Annotated in this window: 17 protein-coding genes; 11 read left to right on the forward strand and 6 right to left on the reverse strand. The window is 74.1% G+C overall.

The genetic code is table 11. The annotated features are described in order from the left end of the window. Positions 1-232 precede the first annotated feature (232 nt). The 3 genes from ACWGSR_RS20130 (at position 233) to ACWGSR_RS20140 (ending at position 3,381) form a co-directional block, all read left to right on the forward strand. Positions 233-1,183, forward strand: coding sequence for an ROK family protein (locus tag ACWGSR_RS20130; RefSeq protein WP_376242917.1), 951 nt, complete (start codon positions 233-235; stop codon positions 1,181-1,183). Further along, on the forward strand, positions 1,183-2,337 hold the full coding sequence (nagA, locus tag ACWGSR_RS20135; protein ID WP_376242915.1) for an N-acetylglucosamine-6-phosphate deacetylase: 1,155 nt from the start codon (positions 1,183-1,185) through the stop codon (positions 2,335-2,337). Before ACWGSR_RS20130 ends, nagA begins: the two co-directional genes overlap by 1 nt. 123 nt (positions 2,338-2,460) lie before the next feature. Then, the gene (locus tag ACWGSR_RS20140; RefSeq protein ID WP_453567893.1) at positions 2,461-3,381 is read left to right on the forward strand and encodes a 1-phosphofructokinase family hexose kinase; all 921 of its coding nucleotides are present in this window, start codon (positions 2,461-2,463) and stop codon (positions 3,379-3,381) included. 35 nt (positions 3,382-3,416) lie between these two features. On the opposite strand, the gene ACWGSR_RS20145 is transcribed toward ACWGSR_RS20140, so the two are convergent. Both ACWGSR_RS20145 and cdgB read right to left on the reverse strand, forming a co-directional pair. Then, on the reverse strand, positions 3,417-4,397 hold the full coding sequence (locus ACWGSR_RS20145) for a carbohydrate-binding protein (RefSeq protein WP_453567895.1): 981 nt from the start codon (positions 4,395-4,397) through the stop codon (positions 3,417-3,419). 142 nt (positions 4,398-4,539) lie between these two features. Beyond that, positions 4,540-6,195: a diguanylate cyclase CdgB gene (cdgB, locus tag ACWGSR_RS20150; protein ID WP_376242910.1), complete on the reverse strand. Its 1,656-nt coding sequence runs from the start codon at positions 6,193-6,195 to the stop codon at positions 4,540-4,542. 240 nt (positions 6,196-6,435) lie between these two features. Between cdgB and ACWGSR_RS20155 the strand changes: the two genes are divergently transcribed. Next, on the forward strand, positions 6,436-7,041 hold the full coding sequence (locus ACWGSR_RS20155) for a flavin reductase family protein (protein ID WP_453567897.1): 606 nt from the start codon (positions 6,436-6,438) through the stop codon (positions 7,039-7,041). 12 nt (positions 7,042-7,053) lie between these two features. On the opposite strand, the gene arfB is transcribed toward ACWGSR_RS20155, so the two are convergent. Further along, complete coding sequence (gene arfB / locus ACWGSR_RS20160) at positions 7,054-7,491, reverse strand: alternative ribosome rescue aminoacyl-tRNA hydrolase ArfB (protein ID WP_351972162.1); 438 nt, start codon at positions 7,489-7,491, stop codon at positions 7,054-7,056. A gap of 116 nt (positions 7,492-7,607) precedes the next feature. Between arfB and ACWGSR_RS20165 the strand changes: the two genes are divergently transcribed. Next, positions 7,608-8,183 (forward strand): TerD family protein, encoded by a 576-nt coding sequence (locus ACWGSR_RS20165; RefSeq protein WP_030221799.1) that lies wholly within the window; start codon positions 7,608-7,610, stop codon positions 8,181-8,183. A gap of 266 nt (positions 8,184-8,449) precedes the next feature. Beyond that, entirely contained in the window at positions 8,450-8,929 is a 480-nt protein-coding gene (locus ACWGSR_RS20170) for a hypothetical protein (protein WP_453567900.1), read from the forward strand. 70 nt (positions 8,930-8,999) lie between these two features. Here ACWGSR_RS20170 and ACWGSR_RS20175 read toward each other — a convergent pair whose 3' ends face one another. Together ACWGSR_RS20175 and ACWGSR_RS20180 are read right to left on the reverse strand one after the other, a co-directional pair. Beyond that, entirely contained in the window at positions 9,000-10,454 is a 1,455-nt protein-coding gene (locus ACWGSR_RS20175; protein ID WP_453567903.1) for a M1 family metallopeptidase, read from the reverse strand. Positions 10,455-10,586: 132 nt separating this feature from the next. After that, positions 10,587-11,126: a GlcG/HbpS family heme-binding protein gene (locus ACWGSR_RS20180; RefSeq protein ID WP_376245378.1), complete on the reverse strand. Its 540-nt coding sequence runs from the start codon at positions 11,124-11,126 to the stop codon at positions 10,587-10,589. A gap of 370 nt (positions 11,127-11,496) precedes the next feature. Between ACWGSR_RS20180 and ACWGSR_RS20185 the strand changes: the two genes are divergently transcribed. The 4 genes from ACWGSR_RS20185 (at position 11,497) to ACWGSR_RS20200 (ending at position 15,433) form a co-directional block, all read left to right on the forward strand. Then, entirely contained in the window at positions 11,497-12,693 is a 1,197-nt protein-coding gene (locus ACWGSR_RS20185; protein ID WP_453567906.1) for a sensor histidine kinase, read from the forward strand. Positions 12,694-12,742: 49 nt separating this feature from the next. After that, on the forward strand, positions 12,743-13,366 hold the full coding sequence (locus ACWGSR_RS20190) for a response regulator (protein ID WP_376245372.1): 624 nt from the start codon (positions 12,743-12,745) through the stop codon (positions 13,364-13,366). Positions 13,367-13,645: 279 nt separating this feature from the next. Further along, on the forward strand, positions 13,646-14,857 hold the full coding sequence (locus ACWGSR_RS20195) for an FAD-dependent monooxygenase (RefSeq protein ID WP_453567910.1): 1,212 nt from the start codon (positions 13,646-13,648) through the stop codon (positions 14,855-14,857). A 66-nt stretch (positions 14,858-14,923) separates the two neighbouring features. Further along, positions 14,924-15,433, forward strand: a complete 510-nt coding sequence (locus ACWGSR_RS20200; RefSeq protein ID WP_376245365.1) for a hypothetical protein — start codon at positions 14,924-14,926, stop codon at positions 15,431-15,433. 32 nt (positions 15,434-15,465) lie between these two features. Here ACWGSR_RS20200 and ACWGSR_RS20205 read toward each other — a convergent pair whose 3' ends face one another. After that, entirely contained in the window at positions 15,466-16,152 is a 687-nt protein-coding gene (locus ACWGSR_RS20205) for a pentapeptide repeat-containing protein (RefSeq protein WP_453567913.1), read from the reverse strand. 101 nt (positions 16,153-16,253) lie between these two features. On the opposite strand from ACWGSR_RS20205, the gene ACWGSR_RS20210 reads away from it, so the two are divergent. Then, positions 16,254-17,420 carry an NAD(P)-binding protein gene (locus ACWGSR_RS20210; RefSeq protein WP_376245359.1) on the forward strand — a complete coding sequence of 389 codons (1,167 nt, stop codon included), beginning with the start codon at positions 16,254-16,256 and terminating at the stop codon, positions 17,418-17,420. Positions 17,421-17,520: the final 100 nt, after the last annotated feature.

The raw sequence follows: 17,520 nt of genomic DNA on the forward strand, positions 1-17,520 counted from the left end.
CTGAGCTGCACGTTTGCTCTCGTCAGGGCCGCAAGTCTGCCCCGCGCGCGCACGTAAGGTCTACACCACTCGGATATCACTTCCGCAACACCCTTTCCGAAATGCCGCGGATCGGACCCCCGGGGAGGGCGGCGGAACGGACCCCCGCACCGGGAATCGAATTTGTATCCGTACGCAACAATCCTCAGCAGTGGACTAGACCTTTTGCCCCGCGGCGGCCAGACTATGCCCCGTGAAACACGTCATCGCCCTGGATGTGGGCGGCACCGGCATGAAGGCCGCCCTCGTCGGGGCGGACGGCACCCTGCTCCACGAGGCCCGCCGCGCCACCGGGCGCGACCGGGGCCCCGAGGCCGTGGTCGAGACGATCCTCGGCTTCGCGGAGGACCTCCGCCTCCTCGGCCAGGAGCGGTACGGAGAGCCCGCTGCGGCCGCCGGAGTCGCCGTCCCCGGAATCGTCGACGCCGAGAACGGCATCGCCGTCTACGCCGCCAACCTCGGCTGGCGCGACGTTCCCATGCGCGAACTCCTCAGCCGCCGCCTCGACGGCATCCCCGTCGCCCTCGGCCACGACGTGCGCACCGGCGGCCTCGCCGAGGGACGCATCGGCGCGGGCAACGGCGCCGACCGCTTCCTCTTCGTGCCCCTCGGCACCGGCATCGCCGGCGCCATCGGCATCGGCGACCGCATCGAGGCCGGCGCCCACGGCTACGCCGGCGAGATCGGCCACATCGTCGTCCGCCCCGGCGGCACCGCCTGCGGCTGCGGCCAGCGCGGCTGCCTGGAGCGGTACGCCTCCGCCTCCGCCGTCTCCCTCGCCTGGGCCGAGGCCGGCGGCGACCCGGAGGCCGACGCCGCCGACTGCGCCAAGGCCGTCGAGTCCGGCGACCCCACGGCCGTACGGATCTGGCAGGACGCCGTCGACGCCCTCGCGGACGGCCTGGTCACCGCGCTCACCCTCCTCGACCCCCGCACGCTCATCATCGGTGGCGGTCTCGCCGAAGCCGGGGAAACCTTGTTCACACCACTTCGGGCCGCGGTGGAGGAGCGAGTCACGTTCCAGAAGCTGCCCGCCATCGTCCCGGCGGCCCTCGGGGACACCGCCGGTTGCCTGGGCGCGGGCCTCCTCGCCTGGGACCTGCTCGCCGCCCAGCGCCCCACCGACTCGGAGGTTTCCGCCTGATGGCCGATCACAAGGTTCTCGCCGGCGCACACGTCGTGCTGCCCACCGGGATCGTCGAGAACGGACGCGTGATCGTCGACGGCGGCCGCATCGCCGGCAGCGCCCCCGAGGACGCCGAGACCATCGACCTGGCCGGCCACTGGCTCGTCCCCGGCTTCGTGGACACGCACAACCACGGCGGCGGCGGCGCGTCCTTCACCTCCGGCACCGCCGAGGAGGTCCTCAAGGGCGTCCACACCCACCGCCTGCACGGCACCACCACCACCGTGGCCTCCCTCGTCACCGGCGAGATGGACTTCCTCACCGCGCGGGCCGGGCTCCTCTCCGAGCTGGCCGAGCAGGGCGAGATCGCCGGCATCCACTTCGAGGGCCCGTTCATCTCCCCCTGCCGCAAGGGCGCCCACGACGAGACGCTGCTCCGCTACCCGGACCCGGCCGAGGTCCGCAAGCTGGTCGACGCCGCCCACGGCCGGGCCAAGATGGTCACCCTCGCCACCGAGCTGCCCGGCGGCCTCGACTCCGTGCGCCTCCTCGCCGAGCACGGCGTGATCGCCGCCATCGGCCACACCGACGCCACGTACGAGCAGACCGTCGCCGCCATCGACGCGGGCGCCACCGTCGCCACCCACCTCTACAACGCGATGCCCGCCCTCGGCCACCGCACCCCCGGCCCGATCGCCGCCCTCCTGGAGGACGAGCGGATCACCGTCGAGCTCATCAACGACGGCACCCACCTGCACCCCGCCGCCCTGGAGCTGGCCTTCCACCACGCGGGCCCCGAGCGCGTCGCCCTCATCACCGACGCCATGGACGCCGCCGGCTTCGGCGACGGCCGCTACATGCTCGGCCCCCTGGAGGTCGAGGTGAAGGACAGCGTCGCCCGGCTGGTCGAGGGCGGCTCCATCGCCGGCTCCACCCTCACCCTGGACCGCGCCTTCAAGCGCTCCGTCACCGTCGACGGCCTGCCCGTCGAGTCGGTCGTCCAGGCCATCTCCGCCAACCCGGCCCGCCTCCTCGGCGCGTACGACCGCGTCGGCTCCCTGGAGCCCGGCAAGGACGCCGACATCGTCGTCCTCGACGCCGACTTCAACCTCAGGGGCGTCATGCGCAAGGGCGCCTGGGTCGTCGAGCCGGCGGTCCCCGCGACCGTCTGATCAGGGGCCATGCGAAAGGGCGGCGGGCCGAGGTCTGGGCCTGCCGCCTTTCCTTTGGCATGATCAGGGGCCGTCGGAACGTACGTTCCAGCGGTCTTCACAGGGAGTACGGGGGGTGGACAGGTGATCGTGACGGTCACCCTCAACACGGCGCTGGACCTGACCTACCGGGTCCCCGCCCTCACCCCGTACGCCTCCCACCGGGTCACCCAGGTGATCGAGCGCCCCGGCGGCAAGGGGCTCAACGTGGCCCGGGTCCTCGCCGCCCTCGGGTACGAGACCGTCGCCACCGGCTTCGCGGGCGGCGCCACCGGGGCCGTCCTGCGGGACGGGCTCGCGGCGACCCCGGTCCGGGACGAGCTGGTCGAGACGGCCGGGTCCACCCGCCGCACCGTCGCGGTCGTCGACGCCGCCGGCGGGGACACCACCCAGCTCAACGAGCCGGGACCGACCGTCACCGCCGCCGAGTGGGAGACCTTCCGCGCCCGCTTCGCCGCGCTCCTCGACGGCGCCGCCGCCGTCGCCCTCTGCGGCAGCCTCCCGCCGGGCATCCACGTCGGCGCGTACGCGGAACTCGTCCGGCTGGCCCGCGCCGCCGCCGTGCCCGTCCTCCTCGACACCAGCGGCGAGCCCCTGCGGCGGGGCATCGCCGCCCGCCCCGACCTGGTCAAGCCCAACGCGGACGAGCTGGCCCGGCTGACCGGCGCCCGCGAACCCCGCCGGGCCACCCTCGACGCGCGCCGCCGGGGCGCCCACGCGGTGGTCTCCTCGCTCGGCCCCGAGGGCCTGCTCGCCGCGACCCCCGAGGGCCTGTGGCGCGCGGCCCCGCCGGCCCCCGTCCGGGGCAACCCGACGGGCGCGGGCGACTCGGCCGTCGCGGGCCTGCTCTCGGGCCTGGTCGACGGGGTCCCCTGGCCGGACCGCCTGATCCGCGCGGTCGCCCTCTCGGCGGCGACGGTCCTCTCGCCGGTGGCCGGGGAGTTCGACCGGACGGCCTACGAGGAGCTGCTGACCCGGGTGAAGACGACGGAGGAGACCCCTTAGGGCCTCCTCCTCGGGAACGCTCGAGACCTCGCGCGTCAGCGCTTTCCGGTCTGCCCGGCCTCCAGGTAGACCTGGTCCAGGATCGCGTCGCAGGAGTCGCCCGACTCGCAGGAGATCTTGAGCGAGTTCGAGCCCTTGTTGAGCTTCACGTAGGAGTAGGTGTAGGTCCACCCCTTCTCCCAGTCGCCCTCGGCGCCCTTCGCCCAGTTGTTCATCCGGATCTCGCGGGGCTTCTCGCCGTTGACCGTCAGCGAGGTCTTGGCGTCCTTGCCGGGCACGCTGTACACGATCCGGAGGGTGTAGTCCCCGGTGCTCGGCACGTCCACGGACCAGCTCGCGGAGCCGCCCTCGCCGTTGAAGACCACGTAGGAGCCGCCCGGGCCCTTCGCGCCCTTCACGGCCGTGTCGAGCTTCGCCGGGCCGCCGAGCTGGAGCGTGGCCGCGTCCTGCCTCGGCAGGTCGGTCGGGGTCGGCGCGGGCGAGCTGGGGTCGCCGCTCGGGGTCTCCGACGGCTGGGAGGACGCCGTCGGCGTGGGCGCGGTGCCGCCCGCCTTGTCGTCCGGCGTGTCCTTGTTCATGTTCGTGATCACCGCCGCCGCGATGCCGAGCACCACGACCGCGACGACCGCGACCGCGCCGATCAGCAGGCCCCGGGTGTTGGGGCCCCGGCCGGAGCCGCCGCGCTGCGGGGGCGGCGGGGTCTGGCGGGGCGGCTGCTGGCCGCCGTAGGTCTCGGGCGCGGCGTACTGCGCGTGCTGCTGCCCGTACGCCGTCTGCTGCTGCGGCGGCACGTACGCCTGCGCGTGCTGCTGACCGCCGTACTGGCGGCGGTCGCCGACCGTTCTGACCTGGTTGTACGAGGTCCGGGGCACACCCGGCTGCGCGGGGCCGGGACCGGGGTAGCCGTAGCCGCCGCCCTGCGGGGGCTGCGCGCCCGCCGCCCGTCCGTCCTCGTACAGGTAGCCGAACGGATCGTCGTCCTCGGGCTTGTTCGAGCCGTCGTTACCGGCAGCCATCCGGGTCATCCTCTCCATGCTCGCCAGCCGTCGCCGACCCGGCGAGCCTACCCCGAACGGACCATTCCCCGACTCGGACCCTTGACCTGCTACCCGTCGGCGTGCACGCCGGCCGGTGATCCGCCACCGCCCGGCGCGTACGTCAGCCGGCCCGGCGCTGGACCTTGGCGCGGGAGCGCTTCTCCACGTACATGCGCTGGTCGGCGGAGTTCAGGACCTCTTCCACGGTCATCCCGCACTCGGCCCAGCCGATGCCGAAACTGGCCCCGACGCGGACCGCGCGCCCGTCCACCCGGATGGGCGGGATGATCGCGTTGCGGAGGCGTACGGCCAGGTCGGCGGCGTCGGCCGCGCCGAGGCCGTCGGCGAGGACGACGAACTCGTCGCCGCCGAGCCGGGCGACGGTGTCCCCGTCCCGCACGCCGGTGGTGAGCCGCCGTGCCACCTCGATGAGGACGGCGTCGCCGGTGTGGTGCCCGAAGCGGTCGTTGATCGACTTGAAGCCGTCGAGGTCGCAGAAGAGGACCGCGAGCCCCTTGGTGCCGTCGTCGGTCTCGCCGCCCGAGGGGGCCACCATGTGGACGTGGTGGTCGTACGGCCCCGCGCCGCCCGCCGGCTCGAAGCCGAAGCCGTGCTCGTGTTCGTGCTCGTACGGCTCGTATCCGGCGCCGACGCCGTACCCGTAGCCGTCGCCGTACGCGCCCGGGGCGTCCGCCGGGCGCTCGCAGAGGCGGGCGGAGAGCCGGGAGCGCAGCTCGGCGCTGTTGGGCAGCCCGGTGAGGGCGTCGTGCGAGGCGCGGTGGGCGAGCTGGAGCTCGTGGCGCTTGCGCTCCTCGATGTCCTCGACGTGGGTGAGGAGGAAGCGGGGGCCGTCGGCGGTGTCGGCGACCACGGAGTTCCGCAGGGAGACCCAGACGTAGGTGCCGTCGCGGCGGGCGAGCCGCAGCTCGGCCCGGCCGCCCTCGGCGGAGGTCCGCAGCAGGGTGCCGATGTCCTCGGGGTGGACGAGGTCGGCGAAGGAGTAGCGGCGCATGACCGAGGCGGGCCGGCCGAGGAGCCGGCACAGGGCGTCGTTGGTGCGCAGGAGCCGGCCGTGCTGGTCGCCGCCCATCTCGGCGATGGCCATGCCGGAGGGGGCGTACTCGAAGGCCTGCCGGAAGGATTCCTCACTGGCGCGCAGGGCCTGCTGTTCCCGTTCGAGCCGGACCAGGGCCCGCTGCATGTTGGAGCGGAGGCGGGCGTTGCTGATGGCGATGGCCGACTGCGAGGCGTACATCTGGAGCGCCTCCTGGCCCCAGGGGCCGGGGTGCCGGCCGTTGCGCGGGCGGTCGACGGATATGACGCCGAGGAGCTCGCGGCCGGAGCCGGAGGCGTACATCGGGGCGTAGAGCCGGTCGTGGGGGTGCCACTCGTCCTCGAAGCGGGGCGCGGGGCCGTCGGTGTGCCACTGGGGGACGTCGTCGTCCAGCAGGACCCAGCCCTCGGTGTGCGGTATGAACCGCAGGTCGCCCCAGGCGACGCCCATGGAGAGGCGGCGCTCCCAGGCCGCGCGGGAGCCGACCCGGCCGGTGATCAGGGCCTCGGCGGCGGAGCTTCCGGCGAAGGCGGCGACGACGAGGTCACCGTCGGGGCGCACCAGGTTGACGCAGGCGAGCTCGTAGTTGAGACCGGCGACCACGCCGTCCGCGACGGTCTGCAGGGTGTCCGCCAGGCTGCGGGCGGTGTTGAGGTCCGTCACGACCTGATGCAGCTGCCGCAGGGTCGAGAGACGGACGTACGGCTCCGACTCGGTCTCCATCGCTCGCTCTCCCCGAGACCTCGACAGCAACTCCAGGGTTCTGATCGGCTTCCTGTTGCACAATCGCGTTTCCATATGGACTGTGATTGCCACTGAATCACAGTGAGCTGCGCAGCCGGTACACAGGGTCAGCAAATACTGCCCGCTGTGACTCAAGTCACAGCAGGTCATGGCGGGTCGGCCGGGTTCCCGGGCGGGTCCTAGGACCGGCGGGGGGCGGAAGCCTGGTCCCCGCGCCCGATGCGGCCCCCGGGAAGCCGTCCTAGCGTCGGGAGGGTGCTGCAGAAGACCGCCTCCCCGCCCCCCGTGACAGATCTGGCGATCCCCCATGCTGAAGGGGTGAGCAACGAAGAGTTCCGGGCGGCCATGTCCCGCCTCGCGTCGGGCGTGGTCCTGGTGACCGCGCACGACCCCGACGACGGTCCGCGCGGCGAGGACGTCGGCATGACGGCCACCGCCTTCACGTCGGTCTCCCTCGACCCGCCCCTGGTCCTGATCAGCCTCCGCAACGGCTCCCGCATGGACGACCTGCTCACCGAGGTCCCCGTCTGGGCGGTCTCGGTCCTCTCCGAGAACCAGCGGCACGTCGCCGGGCGCTTCTCGATGAAGAACCGCGTCAGCGACCGGCTGCTCTTCGCCGACCTGCCGTACACGCGCGGCGGGGCGAGCGGCGCCCCGCTCATGGGCGGCGCGCTCTCGGTCCTGGAGTGCCGCACCGAGAACCGGGTCGTGGCCGGCGACCACACGCTCGTGGTGGGCCGGGTCCTGACGGCGGGCGCGTCCCCGGCGGACGGCAGCGGGCCCCTGACGTACTTCCAGGGGAAGTACCGGCAGCTGGGCCGATAGTCCGCCGCCGGTTCAGCTCCAGTCGCGGGACTGCCGGGTGCGCTTGGTCTCCGAGCGCTGCTTCTTCTCCCGCAGCCGCCGCTCGTTGATGCCGCGCGGGATCTTCGTCGGCCGGCGGGGCTTGGGCGGCGGGGCCGTCGCCTCGGCGAGGAGCGCGGCCAGGCGGACCGCCGCCGTCTCGCGGTTGCGCCACTGCGAGCGGTGCTCCGAGGCCCGTACGGTCACGACGCCGTCGACCAGGCGGGAGGCGAGCCGCTCCAGGGCGCGGGCCTTCCACACCTCGGGGAGCGCGTCGGTGGCCGCGAGGTCGAAGCGGAGCTCGACCCGCGAGTCGCTGGTGTTGACGTGCTGTCCGCCCGGGCCCGACGAACGCGAGAAACGCCACTGGAGCTCGGCCTCGGGGAGCGAGACGGAGCCGCGGATGGGATACGGACCGGACATGCCCTCCATGTTCCCCGCACTGGGCCGTCGGAGTCATCCTGATTTCCGTCCGGGACGGAACGGGAACCGTCGGAAGGCCGTGCGCGTTTCTCCAGGCGACGACACCACGATGAAAGGGACTTTCCATGGCTGTGAGCCTGTCCAAGGGCGGCAACGTCTCCCTGACCAAGGAGGCCCCGGGCCTCGCCGCCGTCACCGTGGGCCTCGGCTGGGACGTCCGCACCACCACCGGCACCGACTTCGACCTCGACGCCTCCGCGATCGGCGTGGACGCCGCCGGGAAGGTCGCCTCCGACGCCCACTTCGTCTTCTTCAACAACAAGTCGACGCCGGACCAGACCATCGTCCACACCGGTGACAACCGCACCGGCGAGGGCGGCGGCGACGACGAGCAGATCAACGTCAACCTCGCGGCCCTCCCGCCGAACGTCGACAAGATCGTCTTCCCGGTCTCCATCTACGACGCGGTCTCCCGCTCGCAGAACTTCGGCCAGGTCCGCAACGCGTACATCCGCATCGTGAACCAGGCCGGCGGCGCCGAGCTCGCCCGCTACGACCTCTCCGAGGACGCGGCCACCGAGACGGCCATGGTCTTCGGCGAGCTGTACCGCAACGGCGCCGAGTGGAAGTTCCGCGCCGTCGGCCAGGGTTACGCCTCGGGCCTGGAGGGCATCGCCCGCGACTTCGGCGTCAACCTCTGACGTCCGGCCGGCCCCCGGGCCGGCACTCCGACGCCGGTCTCCGGAACCACGCCCGTGGTTCCGGAGACCGGCGTCGTTTCGTTTTGAACAAGCTTCTCGCGAACCCTCCCCGAGGAGGCGGTTCCTCCTCTAACGTGCGCTTCTTCGATCAGACGAACGACCCTGTGGGGGGCTCGATGTACGACACCGGCGAAGACGGCAGAGAATCCGGAGTCCGGGGCGGAAGCGGACGGCGGCGCGGACGGGGGTCCCGGGCGGCCCGGCTGGTGCGGCAGACGCTGACGGGCCTGGCGCTCGTCGGCGTCACCGTCGCCTGCGGGCCCGTCGCGGCCGACGAGTCCCCCGCCACCCCGGCCCCGGTCTCCACCTCGGCGACGCCGACGCCGACCCCGACACCCACGCCCACGCCGAGCCCGTCCACCGCGGAGCCCACGCCCACCGCCACGACCGCGCCCACCACCGAGGCGCCCGCGCCGTCGAAGGCGAAGCCCACGACCCGGCCCCCGGCGGCGCCGAAGGCGACCCGGGCCCCGAAGCCCACCACGCAGGCGCCCGCGCCGAAGCGCACGACCGCGGCCCCGACGGCGGCGGCCGAGGCCACCTGCGAGATCGTCTCCAACGCCGGAAACTGCTACAGCGCCGGCCAGTTCTGCCGGAAGGCCGACCTGGGCAGGTCCACGCACGCGGCCAACCGCCGCATGATCCACTGCGTCATGGACGGCGACCGCGCCCGCTGGAAGTACTGAACCGCGCCCGAGGCGAAGGGGCCCGCCGGCGTCTCCGGCGGGCCCCTTCGCCCTGTCCGCGCACGGTGCGTCAAGGCCGTTCCGGTCGCCCGTCCCCGTACAGCCACACGTCCCACAGCCCGTCGAGGTCCTTCCCCGCCACCTCCTCCGCGTAGGCGGTGAAGTCGGCGGTGGAGGCGTTGGCGTGCCGGTACTTCTCCGGCCAGCCGCGCAGGATCGCGTCGAAGGCCTCGTCCCCGACCGTCTCGCGCAGCTTGTGCAGGACCATCGCGCCGCGCTGGTAGACGGGCGGGTCGAAGAGGTGCGCCGCGCCGGGCGGAGCGGCGGGCGGGAAGGCCCAGTTGGCCTTCTGCGCGAAGGCCCGCTCGAAGGCGGTGCGGGCCGGGACGCCCTCGTGCTCCTCCGCGTACAGCCACTCCGCGTACGTCGCGAAGCCCTCGTTCAGCCACAGGTCCCGCCAGGTCGCGGGGGACACCGAGTTGCCGAACCACTGGTGGGCCAGCTCGTGGACGAGGGTCGTCCGGTCGAAGGAGGAGACCGGGAAGACGGGCCGGGTCTGGGTCTCCAGGGCGTAGCCGAGGGTCCCGTCCTCCGTGACGACCGCCCCGGCGGCCGAGAAGGGGTACGGGCCGAAGCGCCGCACCTGCCGGGCGAGGATCCCGGGGACCTCGGCCCGCAGCGCGGCGCTCTCCGCCGCGACCTCCGGCTCGGCGGCGGTCAGCACGGGCACGGTGCCGAGGGCGGTCGCCGTCCCCGTCTCGTACCGCCCGATCATGACCGTCGCGAGGTAGCTCGCCATCGGCTCGGGCGTGTGCCAGACGGTGGTGACGCGCCCGTTCGCCTCCGTCCGCCGCTCGGTCCTGACGCCGTTGGAGAAGGCGTCGGTCCCGGCGGGGACGGTGAGGGAGACGTCGTACGCGGCCTTGTCGGAGGGGTGGTGGTTGCCGGGGAACCAGGTCGTGGAGCCGGCCGGTTCGCCGACCGCGACGACCCCGCCGTCCTCGTCGCGCAGCCAGCCCTCCTCGGAGCCGTCCGCGTCCGTGATCGGCTCGGGCACGCCCGCGTACGTGACGGTGGCGCGGAACTCGGCGCCCTTCGGGATCTCCTCGCGCGGGCGGAGCGTCAGCTCGTTCCCGGCCCGGTTGTGCGCGGCGGGCGCACCGTCCACGCGCGCGGCGCCGACCGTGAGCCCGGACAGGTCGAGGTTGAAGGCGCTGAGGTCCTGGGTGGCGCGGGCGGTGATCTCGGCGGTGCCGTCGAGCCGCCCGGTGACCGGGTCGTAGGCGAGGGAGAGGGCGTAGTGCCGCACGTCGTAGCCGCCGTTCCCGAGCTTCGGGAAGTACGGGTCGCGGAGCCCGGCGGTCCCGGGAGCGCCCCGGACCCCGCCGGTGGCGCCGGTGCAGCCGCCCGCGAGCACCGCGAGGACGGCGAGGACGGCGGCGGCTCCGGTCCGGATCCGACGGGTCTGCGGCCGGGGCCGGGTCCGGGTCCAAAGCCGGGTCCGGGTCCGGTGGAGGTGCTTCACGGACCGATCGTAAGCAGCGGAGCCGGGGAAAGGCGGTGGCGCCCGGCGGGGGGTCCGGGCGCCACGGCCGTTCGAGGGGCCGGTCGGGGCTTGGCGGCCGGGGGTGCCTTGTCTCCGGCCGAGGGGGGCGTCTTACCGGCCGAGGGAGGCGACGCCGGCCTGGGCGAACTTCTCGTCGAGGTCGCCGGAGGGGGCGCCGGCGACGCCGATGCCGGCGACGGGCGCGCCCTTGGCGGTGACGGGGGCGCCGCCGGCCAGGAAGAGGGTGTTCGGGATGTCCTTGAGGGTGGGGGCGTTCGTCAGGCGCTTGGCGAGCTCGGAGGTCGGGGCGTTCCAGGAGACGGCGGTGTACGCCTTCTTCACGGCCGACTCGTAGGACTGCGGGCCGGCGCCGTCGCCGCGCAGGGTGACGATGGTGTTGCCGTTGCGGTCGACGACCGCGACCGAGACGCGCTGGTTCTCCTTCTCGGCGGCCTTCAGGGTCGCCTGCGCGGCCTTCGTCGCCGCCTCGATCGTCAGGTGCGTCGACTGCTGGAGGTTGCCGTTGGAGGCGTCGGCGCGGACGGCGGCGGGAGCGGCGGCGGCCGGGGCGGAGGCGTTCGCGGAGACGACGCCGAAGGTGCCGGCGGCGATGACGGCGGCGGCGGTGGCACCGAAGAGGATCTTCTTCATGGGGAACTCCGTGGGATCGGGGGGAGGGCGCGGGGCCTTGGGGCCTTGGGGCCTTGGGGCCTTGGGGCCTTGGGGCCTTGGGCCGAGCGATCCGTTCGTCCGTCTCGCTCTGTCATCCATCCTGTGGCCGCTCCCGGGCCCTCCCGGTCCACGGTCCGGCTGCCCTCCGGGCGCGCACCGGTGGACGGCCGGGTCAGCCGATCGGCTGATGCCGGACTGGTCCCCTCGGGCCAGGATGAAGGGGTGTGCGCAGGTCGGACCGCCGGGCCGCAGTGACGGACAGGGTGGCGGACAGCTGCGACGGACGGCAGCGGCGGACGGCTGCGGACAGCCGCGACGGACGACGGCGGCGGACAGGAAGGGCGAGGGCATGAAGGAGGGCGTGGAGGGCGGCACGGGGGACGACGTGGAGCGGGACCCGGACGCCCGCCGGCTGGCGCGGATCATGCACACCGCGTTCTTCCTCCTGCTCGGCGCCTCGCTCGCCCGCTTCCTGCTGCGGCACGACTGGGAGACCCGCAGCCCCTGGATCATCGCCCTCACCGGCGCCCTCGCCTCCCTCTACCTCCTCGGTCCCGTCCTGGGAACCCGCGCCACCCCGCGCCGCATCGCCTGGCTGGGCACGGTCGTGGCCGTCTGGGTCGTCCTCGTCGTCCTCGCGCCCAGCTTCGCCTGGTGCGCGGTGCCGCTCTTCTACACGGGCCTGCGCACCCTCCCGGCGCGCGCCGCGCTCGGCCTGGTCGCCCTGCTCACCGCCTTCGTGGTCTTCGCGCAGGTCCAGCTCTCGCACGGCGGCTGGGACCCGAACCTGATCGTCGCCCCGCCGGCCGTCGCCGCCCTGGCCACCGGGGTGTTCGTGTACTCCGACCGGCAGGCGGCGCGCCAGCGGGCCCTGATCGACGACCTGATCCGCACCCGCCGCGAGCTCGCCGCGATCGAGCGCCGCGAGGGGACCCTGGCCGAGCGGCAGCGGCTCTCCATGGAGATCCACGACACCCTGGCGCAGGGCCTGTCCAGCCAGCAGATGCTGCTCCAGGCGGCGGACCGCACCTGGGACGGCGACCCGGAGACCGCCCGCCGGCACGTCCGTACCGCCGAGTCCATCGCCGAGCGCAACCTCGCGGAGGCCCGCCGCTTCGTCCACGACCTCGCGCCGGCCGACCTGGCCGGGGGCGGCGGCCTGGAGGAGGCGCTGCGGGACCTGGCCGCGCGCGAGTCGGCGGCGTTCCGGGTCGACGGGCCGCCGGCGCCGCTGCCCGACCGGGCGCAGTCGGCGCTGCTGCGGATCGCGCAGGGCGCCCTGGCGAACATCCGCGAGCACGCGGGCGCGGAGTCGGCCGCCGTGACCCTGACGTACCTCGACGACCAGGTGGTCCTGGACGTCGCCGACGACGGGCGCGGCTTCGACCCGGCGGAGCGGCCGGGCGGGGTGCGCGGCCACGGGCTGCCCGCGATGCGGGTGCGGGCCGAACAGCTCGGTGGCACCCTGACCGTCGAGTCCACCCCGGGCGAGGGCACGGTGCTCTCGGCCGCGATCCCGCTCCCGCCGCTCTCCCCGGAGCCGTGATGCCCACGCCCCCGCCGAACCCGTCGGCCCCGCTCCCCTTGGAGTCGTGATGTCCTCCGTACGGATCCTGCTCTGCGACGACCACGTGGTGGTCCGCGCCGGGCTGCTCGCCCTCCTCGGCAGCACCCCCGACATCGACGTCGTGGGCGAGGCCGGCAGCGGCGAGGAGGCCGTCGCGATGGCGGCGAAGCTGAAGCCGGACGTCGTCCTCATGGACCTCCAGCTCGGGGCCGGCATCGACGGCGTGGAGGCGACCCGCCGGATCGCGCCGACCGGCGTCCACGTCCTCGTCCTCACCACGTACGACACGGACGCCGACATCACGCGGGCGATCGAGGCGGGCGCCACCGGCTACCTCCTGAAGGCCGAGCGGCCGGAGGAGCTGTTCGCGGCGATCCACGCCGCCGCGCAGGGCCGCACGGCCCTCTCGCCGCCGGTCGCCAGCCGGGTCATGGACCGGATGCGGGGCGCGGCGGCCCCGAGCCTCACCGACCGGGAGCGGGACATCCTCGGGCAGCTCGGGCGCGGGCTCGGCAACCGGGAGATCGCGCGGGCCCTGTTCATCAGCGAGGCGACGGTGAAGACCCACCTGGGCCGGATCTACGCCAAGCTCGGCGTGGACACGCGGGCGGGCGCGGTGGCGGTGGCGAAGGAGCGGCGGCTGCTGCCGTAGGGGCTCCCTTCCCGCACGGCGTTGTGCGGCCGTACGGCGTTGTGCGCCCGTACGGCTTTGTGGGCCCGTACGGCTTTGTGCGCCCGTACGGCTTTGTGCGCCCGTACGGCGTTGTGCGGCCGCACGCCTTCGTGGGCCCGTACGGCTTTGTGCGCCCGTACGCCTTTGTGTGCCCATACACCTTTGTGCGCTGTTCGCCCTTCACATCCCACCCTCCACTGCTACCGTGCGTCACTATTCGACCGCACGGTGTCATGACCCAGTCCCAGTGGAGCGCACGTGAAGCTCGCGATCGTCGGCGGCGGTCCCGCCGGCCTCTACCTCTCGGTCCTGTTGAAGCGGCGGGACCCGTCGCACGACGTCACGGTGTACGAGCGGAACCCGGAGGGTTCGACGTACGGCTGGGGCGTCACGTACTGGGCCGGGCTCCTCGGCAGGCTGCGCGCGGGCGACCCGGAGTCCGCGCGGGCCGTCGCGGACGCCTCCGTGACCTGGACCGACGGGGTCGCGATCGTCCGCGACGAGCGGACCGTCCACCGGGGCGACGCGGGCTTCGGCATCGGGCGCCGGCGGATGCTGGCGCTGCTCGCGGACCGCGCCCGCGAGCTCGGCGTGCGGATCGCGTACGAGCACGGTGTGAGCGGCCCGGACGCGCCCGAACTCGCCGACGCGGACCTGGTCGTCGCCGCCGACGGGGTGAACAGCGTGCTCCGCGAGGCGTACGCGGACCACTTCGGCAGCGAGGTCACGAGCGGCCGGAACCGTTACGTCTGGCTCGGCACCACCAAGGTCTTCGACTCGTTCAGCTTCGCCTTCAAGGAGACGGAGCACGGCTGGATCTGGTGCTACGCCTACGGGTTCAGCGGCGAGCGCTCCACCTGCGTCGTCGAGTGCTCCCCGGAGACCTGGACCGGCCTGGGCCTCGACGCGCTCGGCGAGGCCGACAGCCTGAACCTCCTGGAGAAGCTCTTCCACGACCTGCTCGACGGGCACGAGCTGATCGGCCGGGACCGGGCCGAGGAGCCCGCCCAGTGGCTCGCCTTCCGCACCCTCACCAACCGCGTCTGGCACCGGGGCAACCTGGTCCTCCTCGGCGACGCCGCCCACACCACGCACTACTCGATCGGCGCGGGCACCACCCTGGCCCTGGAGGACGCGCTCGCCCTCGCGGACGCCCTGGACGCCCCCGGCCGGGACCTCGACACGGCCCTGACCCTGTACGGGAAGCGGCGCCGCGCCGAACTCGTCTCCGCCCAGAGCGCCGCCCGCTACAGCGCCCGCTGGTACGAGAACCTCCCCCGCTACATGTGCCTGGAGCCGGCCCGCATGTTCGCCCTCCTCGGCCAGCGCCACTCCCCCCTCCTCCCCCACGTCCCGCCCCAGCTCTACTACCGCCTCGACCGCGCCGCCGGCAGCCTGGAACCCCTCCGCCGCCTCAAGCGCTGGCTGGGACCCCGGGTGGCGAGGGCGGTGCACGGGCGCGGGCGGTGACCCCGGCGCACGGGACCGCGACACCACCGGTCCAACGGTCCGCAGGACCGTGACACCATCGGTCCCGTGCTCGACATCGGCTACTCCCTCTCGCGTCGCTTCCCCGACCCCCCGCAGACCGACTACCGCCGTGCGGACGTCCACGCGTTGCGGCACGACCTGTTCTGCGGGGACGTGTACCTCGCGGACACCGAGACGGACCGGGAGGTGTCCACGGCCTGGGGATGGGTGCCGGTGCTGGACTTCGCGTGGGCGCTCTGCGACATCGTCGAGCAGCTCGACCGGGACCCGCGCGGGAGCCGGGCCGCGCAGCCGCAGTACGCGGAGCTCGACTTCACCGAGTCCACGGACCGGATGCTGTTCGAGCGCCGCTTCGGCTGGGTGGACGTCGAGGCCGACTGGATGCCGGGCGACGAGCCGCCGGTGACCTTCAACCACGCCGAACTGCGCCGCGAGGCGCGCGACTTCCTGCACGACCTGATCGCGGACCTCACCGACATGCACGAGGGCCTCGCCGACAACCCGGCCGTCTGGTCCCTCCAGGCCCGCTTCCCCCGCATGCCGGCCAAGGCCTAGGGCGCCTGTCCGGCGGATCGGCGAGACACCCCCTAGCCCTCCACCCGCACCCCCAGCTGCGCCGCGAGCACCGGTGCCAGGTCGAAGAGCTGGGTCGTCGAGATCACGGCCCCCGCCAGGGAGTCCACCCCGCGCGCGATCTCCAGGCGCCGGGCGCCCCTCAGGTCCACGTCCCGCAGCCGCGCCCCCGAGAAGTCGGCCCCGGTCAGGGCGCAGTCCACGAACTCGACCCGTTCGAGGACCGCGCCCCCGAAGTCCGGCTCGCTCAGCACGCACCCCTCGAAGACGACGTCCTTCAGCTTCGCCGACCGCAGGTTCAGGTAGTCGATCTTCCCGCCCCGCACCACGACCCGCTCCAGGACGGCGCCGTGCAGCTGCACCCCGCCGAGCCGCGCCTCCACCACCTCCGCGTCCCGCAGCTGCGCCCCCGCCAGGTCCGTCCCCACGCCCCGCACCCCGCTCAGCAGCGAGTCGAGGAAGCGCGCGTTCGTCAGCCGCGTCCCGTCGAGGGCGCACTCCCGCAGCGCGCAGTCCAGGAACCGGGCCCCCTCCCCCGACTGCCCGGCCAGATCGAGCCCGGACAGCTCCAGGCCGTCGTAGTCCCCGTCCGGCTCCAGACCGCCCCCGTACGGCTCCAGGGGCGGCAGCCGCAGCTCCGGCCGCCGCGCGCCCGGCACCTTCCTCTTCCCCGTCGTCGCCCTCGCACCGTGGTTCGCCATCCCCCCATGGTGAGGTACGACACCGACAACGCCCCCGTGTCACGAACGCCGCCCCCTGGCCCGTCCCCCTCGTAGGACCGACACTGGAACGGGAGACGGACATGCGGAAACTCACGATCGTCGGCGGCGGCTTCGCCGGACTGACCGCGGCCGTCACCGCCGCCGAGGCCGGCACCGCCGTGACCCTGTACGAGGCCCACAAGGACCTCGGCGGCCGGGCGCGCACCGCGCAGGGCCCGTACCGCACGAACGACGGCCCGCACGTGTTCTACGCCGGCGGTCCGCACTGGACCTGGCTGAAGCAGCGCGGCTTCGTCCGCCCGCTCGCGCCGCTGCCGCCCGCCGAGGTCCTCCGGCTGCGCTTCCACCGCGACGGCGCCCTCCGCCGCACCCCGCCGCCCGGCCTGCTGCGCCTGTCCCTGCGGGCCGCCCGCAAGGCCCCCGTCGACGTCGACTTCCGCACCTGGGCCACCGGGCTCGCGGGCGGGCGGACCGCCCGCGCCGCCGCCGCGTACAGCGGGGTCGCGCTCTTCCACCACGATCCCGGCGCCCTCTCCGCCCGCTTCGTGCAGGAACGGCTGCACCGGTCCGCCGCCCTGCCGCCCGAGGCGCACTACGTCCGGGGCGGCTGGGGCGAGCTGATCGGGCGGATGGCGGCCCGGGCCCGGGAGCTGGGCGTACGGATCGAGACCTCGGCCCGGGTGGACGCGCTGCCGGCGGGCGGGGGCCCGGTGGTCGTCGCCACCGCCCTGCCCGCCGCCGCCCGGCTCCTCGGCGACCCGTCGCTGACCTGGGAGAGCGGCCGTACGGTCCTGGTCGACCTGGCGCTGCGGGCCCGGAAGGGGGACCCGTTCGTCGTCTCCGACCTGGACGCGCCCGGCTGGATCGAGCGGTTCACCGGGCCGGACCCCTCGCTGGCCCCGGCCGGGCAGCAGCTCCTCCAGGCCCAGCTGCCCGTCGGCCCGGACGCGTCGAAGGCGGACGGGGTCGCCCGCGCGGAACGGCTCCTCGACCTCGGCTTCCCCGGCTGGCGCGAGCGGACGGTGTGGCGGCGCGAGTCGCTGGCCCAGGGGCGCACGGGAGCGGTGGACCGCCCCGGCACCACCTGGCGCGACCGGCCGGCCGTCGACCGGGGCGACGGGGTGTACCTGGTGGGCGACCAGGTCGCGGCGCCGGGCGTCCTGTCGGAGGTGTCGTTCACGAGCGCGGTCGAGGCGGTGTCGCTGGCGCTGCGCGCGGAGCGGCGGCTCGCGCACGGGGCGCGCTGATCCGCGGAGTTCACGGCACGCCTTGACCTCAAGCACGCTTGAGGTCGGAGGCTTTCCCCGTCACGCCACCTTCGTGATCCGTACGACGACAGGGGAACCG

Source organism: Streptomyces sp. NPDC055632 (assembly GCF_053618675.1).

Bases quoted from the DNA above. Each gene is read 5' to 3' on its own strand.
- nagA (WP_376242915.1), top strand. From the start codon at position 1,183: ATGGCCGATCACAAGGTTCTCGCCGGCGCACACGTCGTGCTGCCCACC.
- ACWGSR_RS20145 (WP_453567895.1), bottom strand. From the start codon at position 4,397: ATGGCTGCCGGTAACGACGGCTCGAACAAGCCCGAGGACGACGATCCG.
- cdgB (WP_376242910.1), bottom strand. From the start codon at position 6,195: ATGGAGACCGAGTCGGAGCCGTACGTCCGTCTCTCGACCCTGCGGCAG.
- ACWGSR_RS20155 (WP_453567897.1), top strand. From the start codon at position 6,436: ATGCGGCCCCCGGGAAGCCGTCCTAGCGTCGGGAGGGTGCTGCAGAAG.
- arfB (WP_351972162.1), bottom strand. From the start codon at position 7,491: ATGGAGGGCATGTCCGGTCCGTATCCCATCCGCGGCTCCGTCTCGCTC.
- ACWGSR_RS20165 (WP_030221799.1), top strand. From the start codon at position 7,608: ATGGCTGTGAGCCTGTCCAAGGGCGGCAACGTCTCCCTGACCAAGGAG.
- ACWGSR_RS20180 (WP_376245378.1), bottom strand. From the start codon at position 11,126: ATGAAGAAGATCCTCTTCGGTGCCACCGCCGCCGCCGTCATCGCCGCC.
- ACWGSR_RS20185 (WP_453567906.1), top strand. From the start codon at position 11,497: ATGAAGGAGGGCGTGGAGGGCGGCACGGGGGACGACGTGGAGCGGGAC.
- ACWGSR_RS20190 (WP_376245372.1), top strand. From the start codon at position 12,743: ATGTCCTCCGTACGGATCCTGCTCTGCGACGACCACGTGGTGGTCCGC.
- ACWGSR_RS20205 (WP_453567913.1), bottom strand. From the start codon at position 16,152: ATGGCGAACCACGGTGCGAGGGCGACGACGGGGAAGAGGAAGGTGCCG.
- ACWGSR_RS20210 (WP_376245359.1), top strand. From the start codon at position 16,254: ATGCGGAAACTCACGATCGTCGGCGGCGGCTTCGCCGGACTGACCGCG.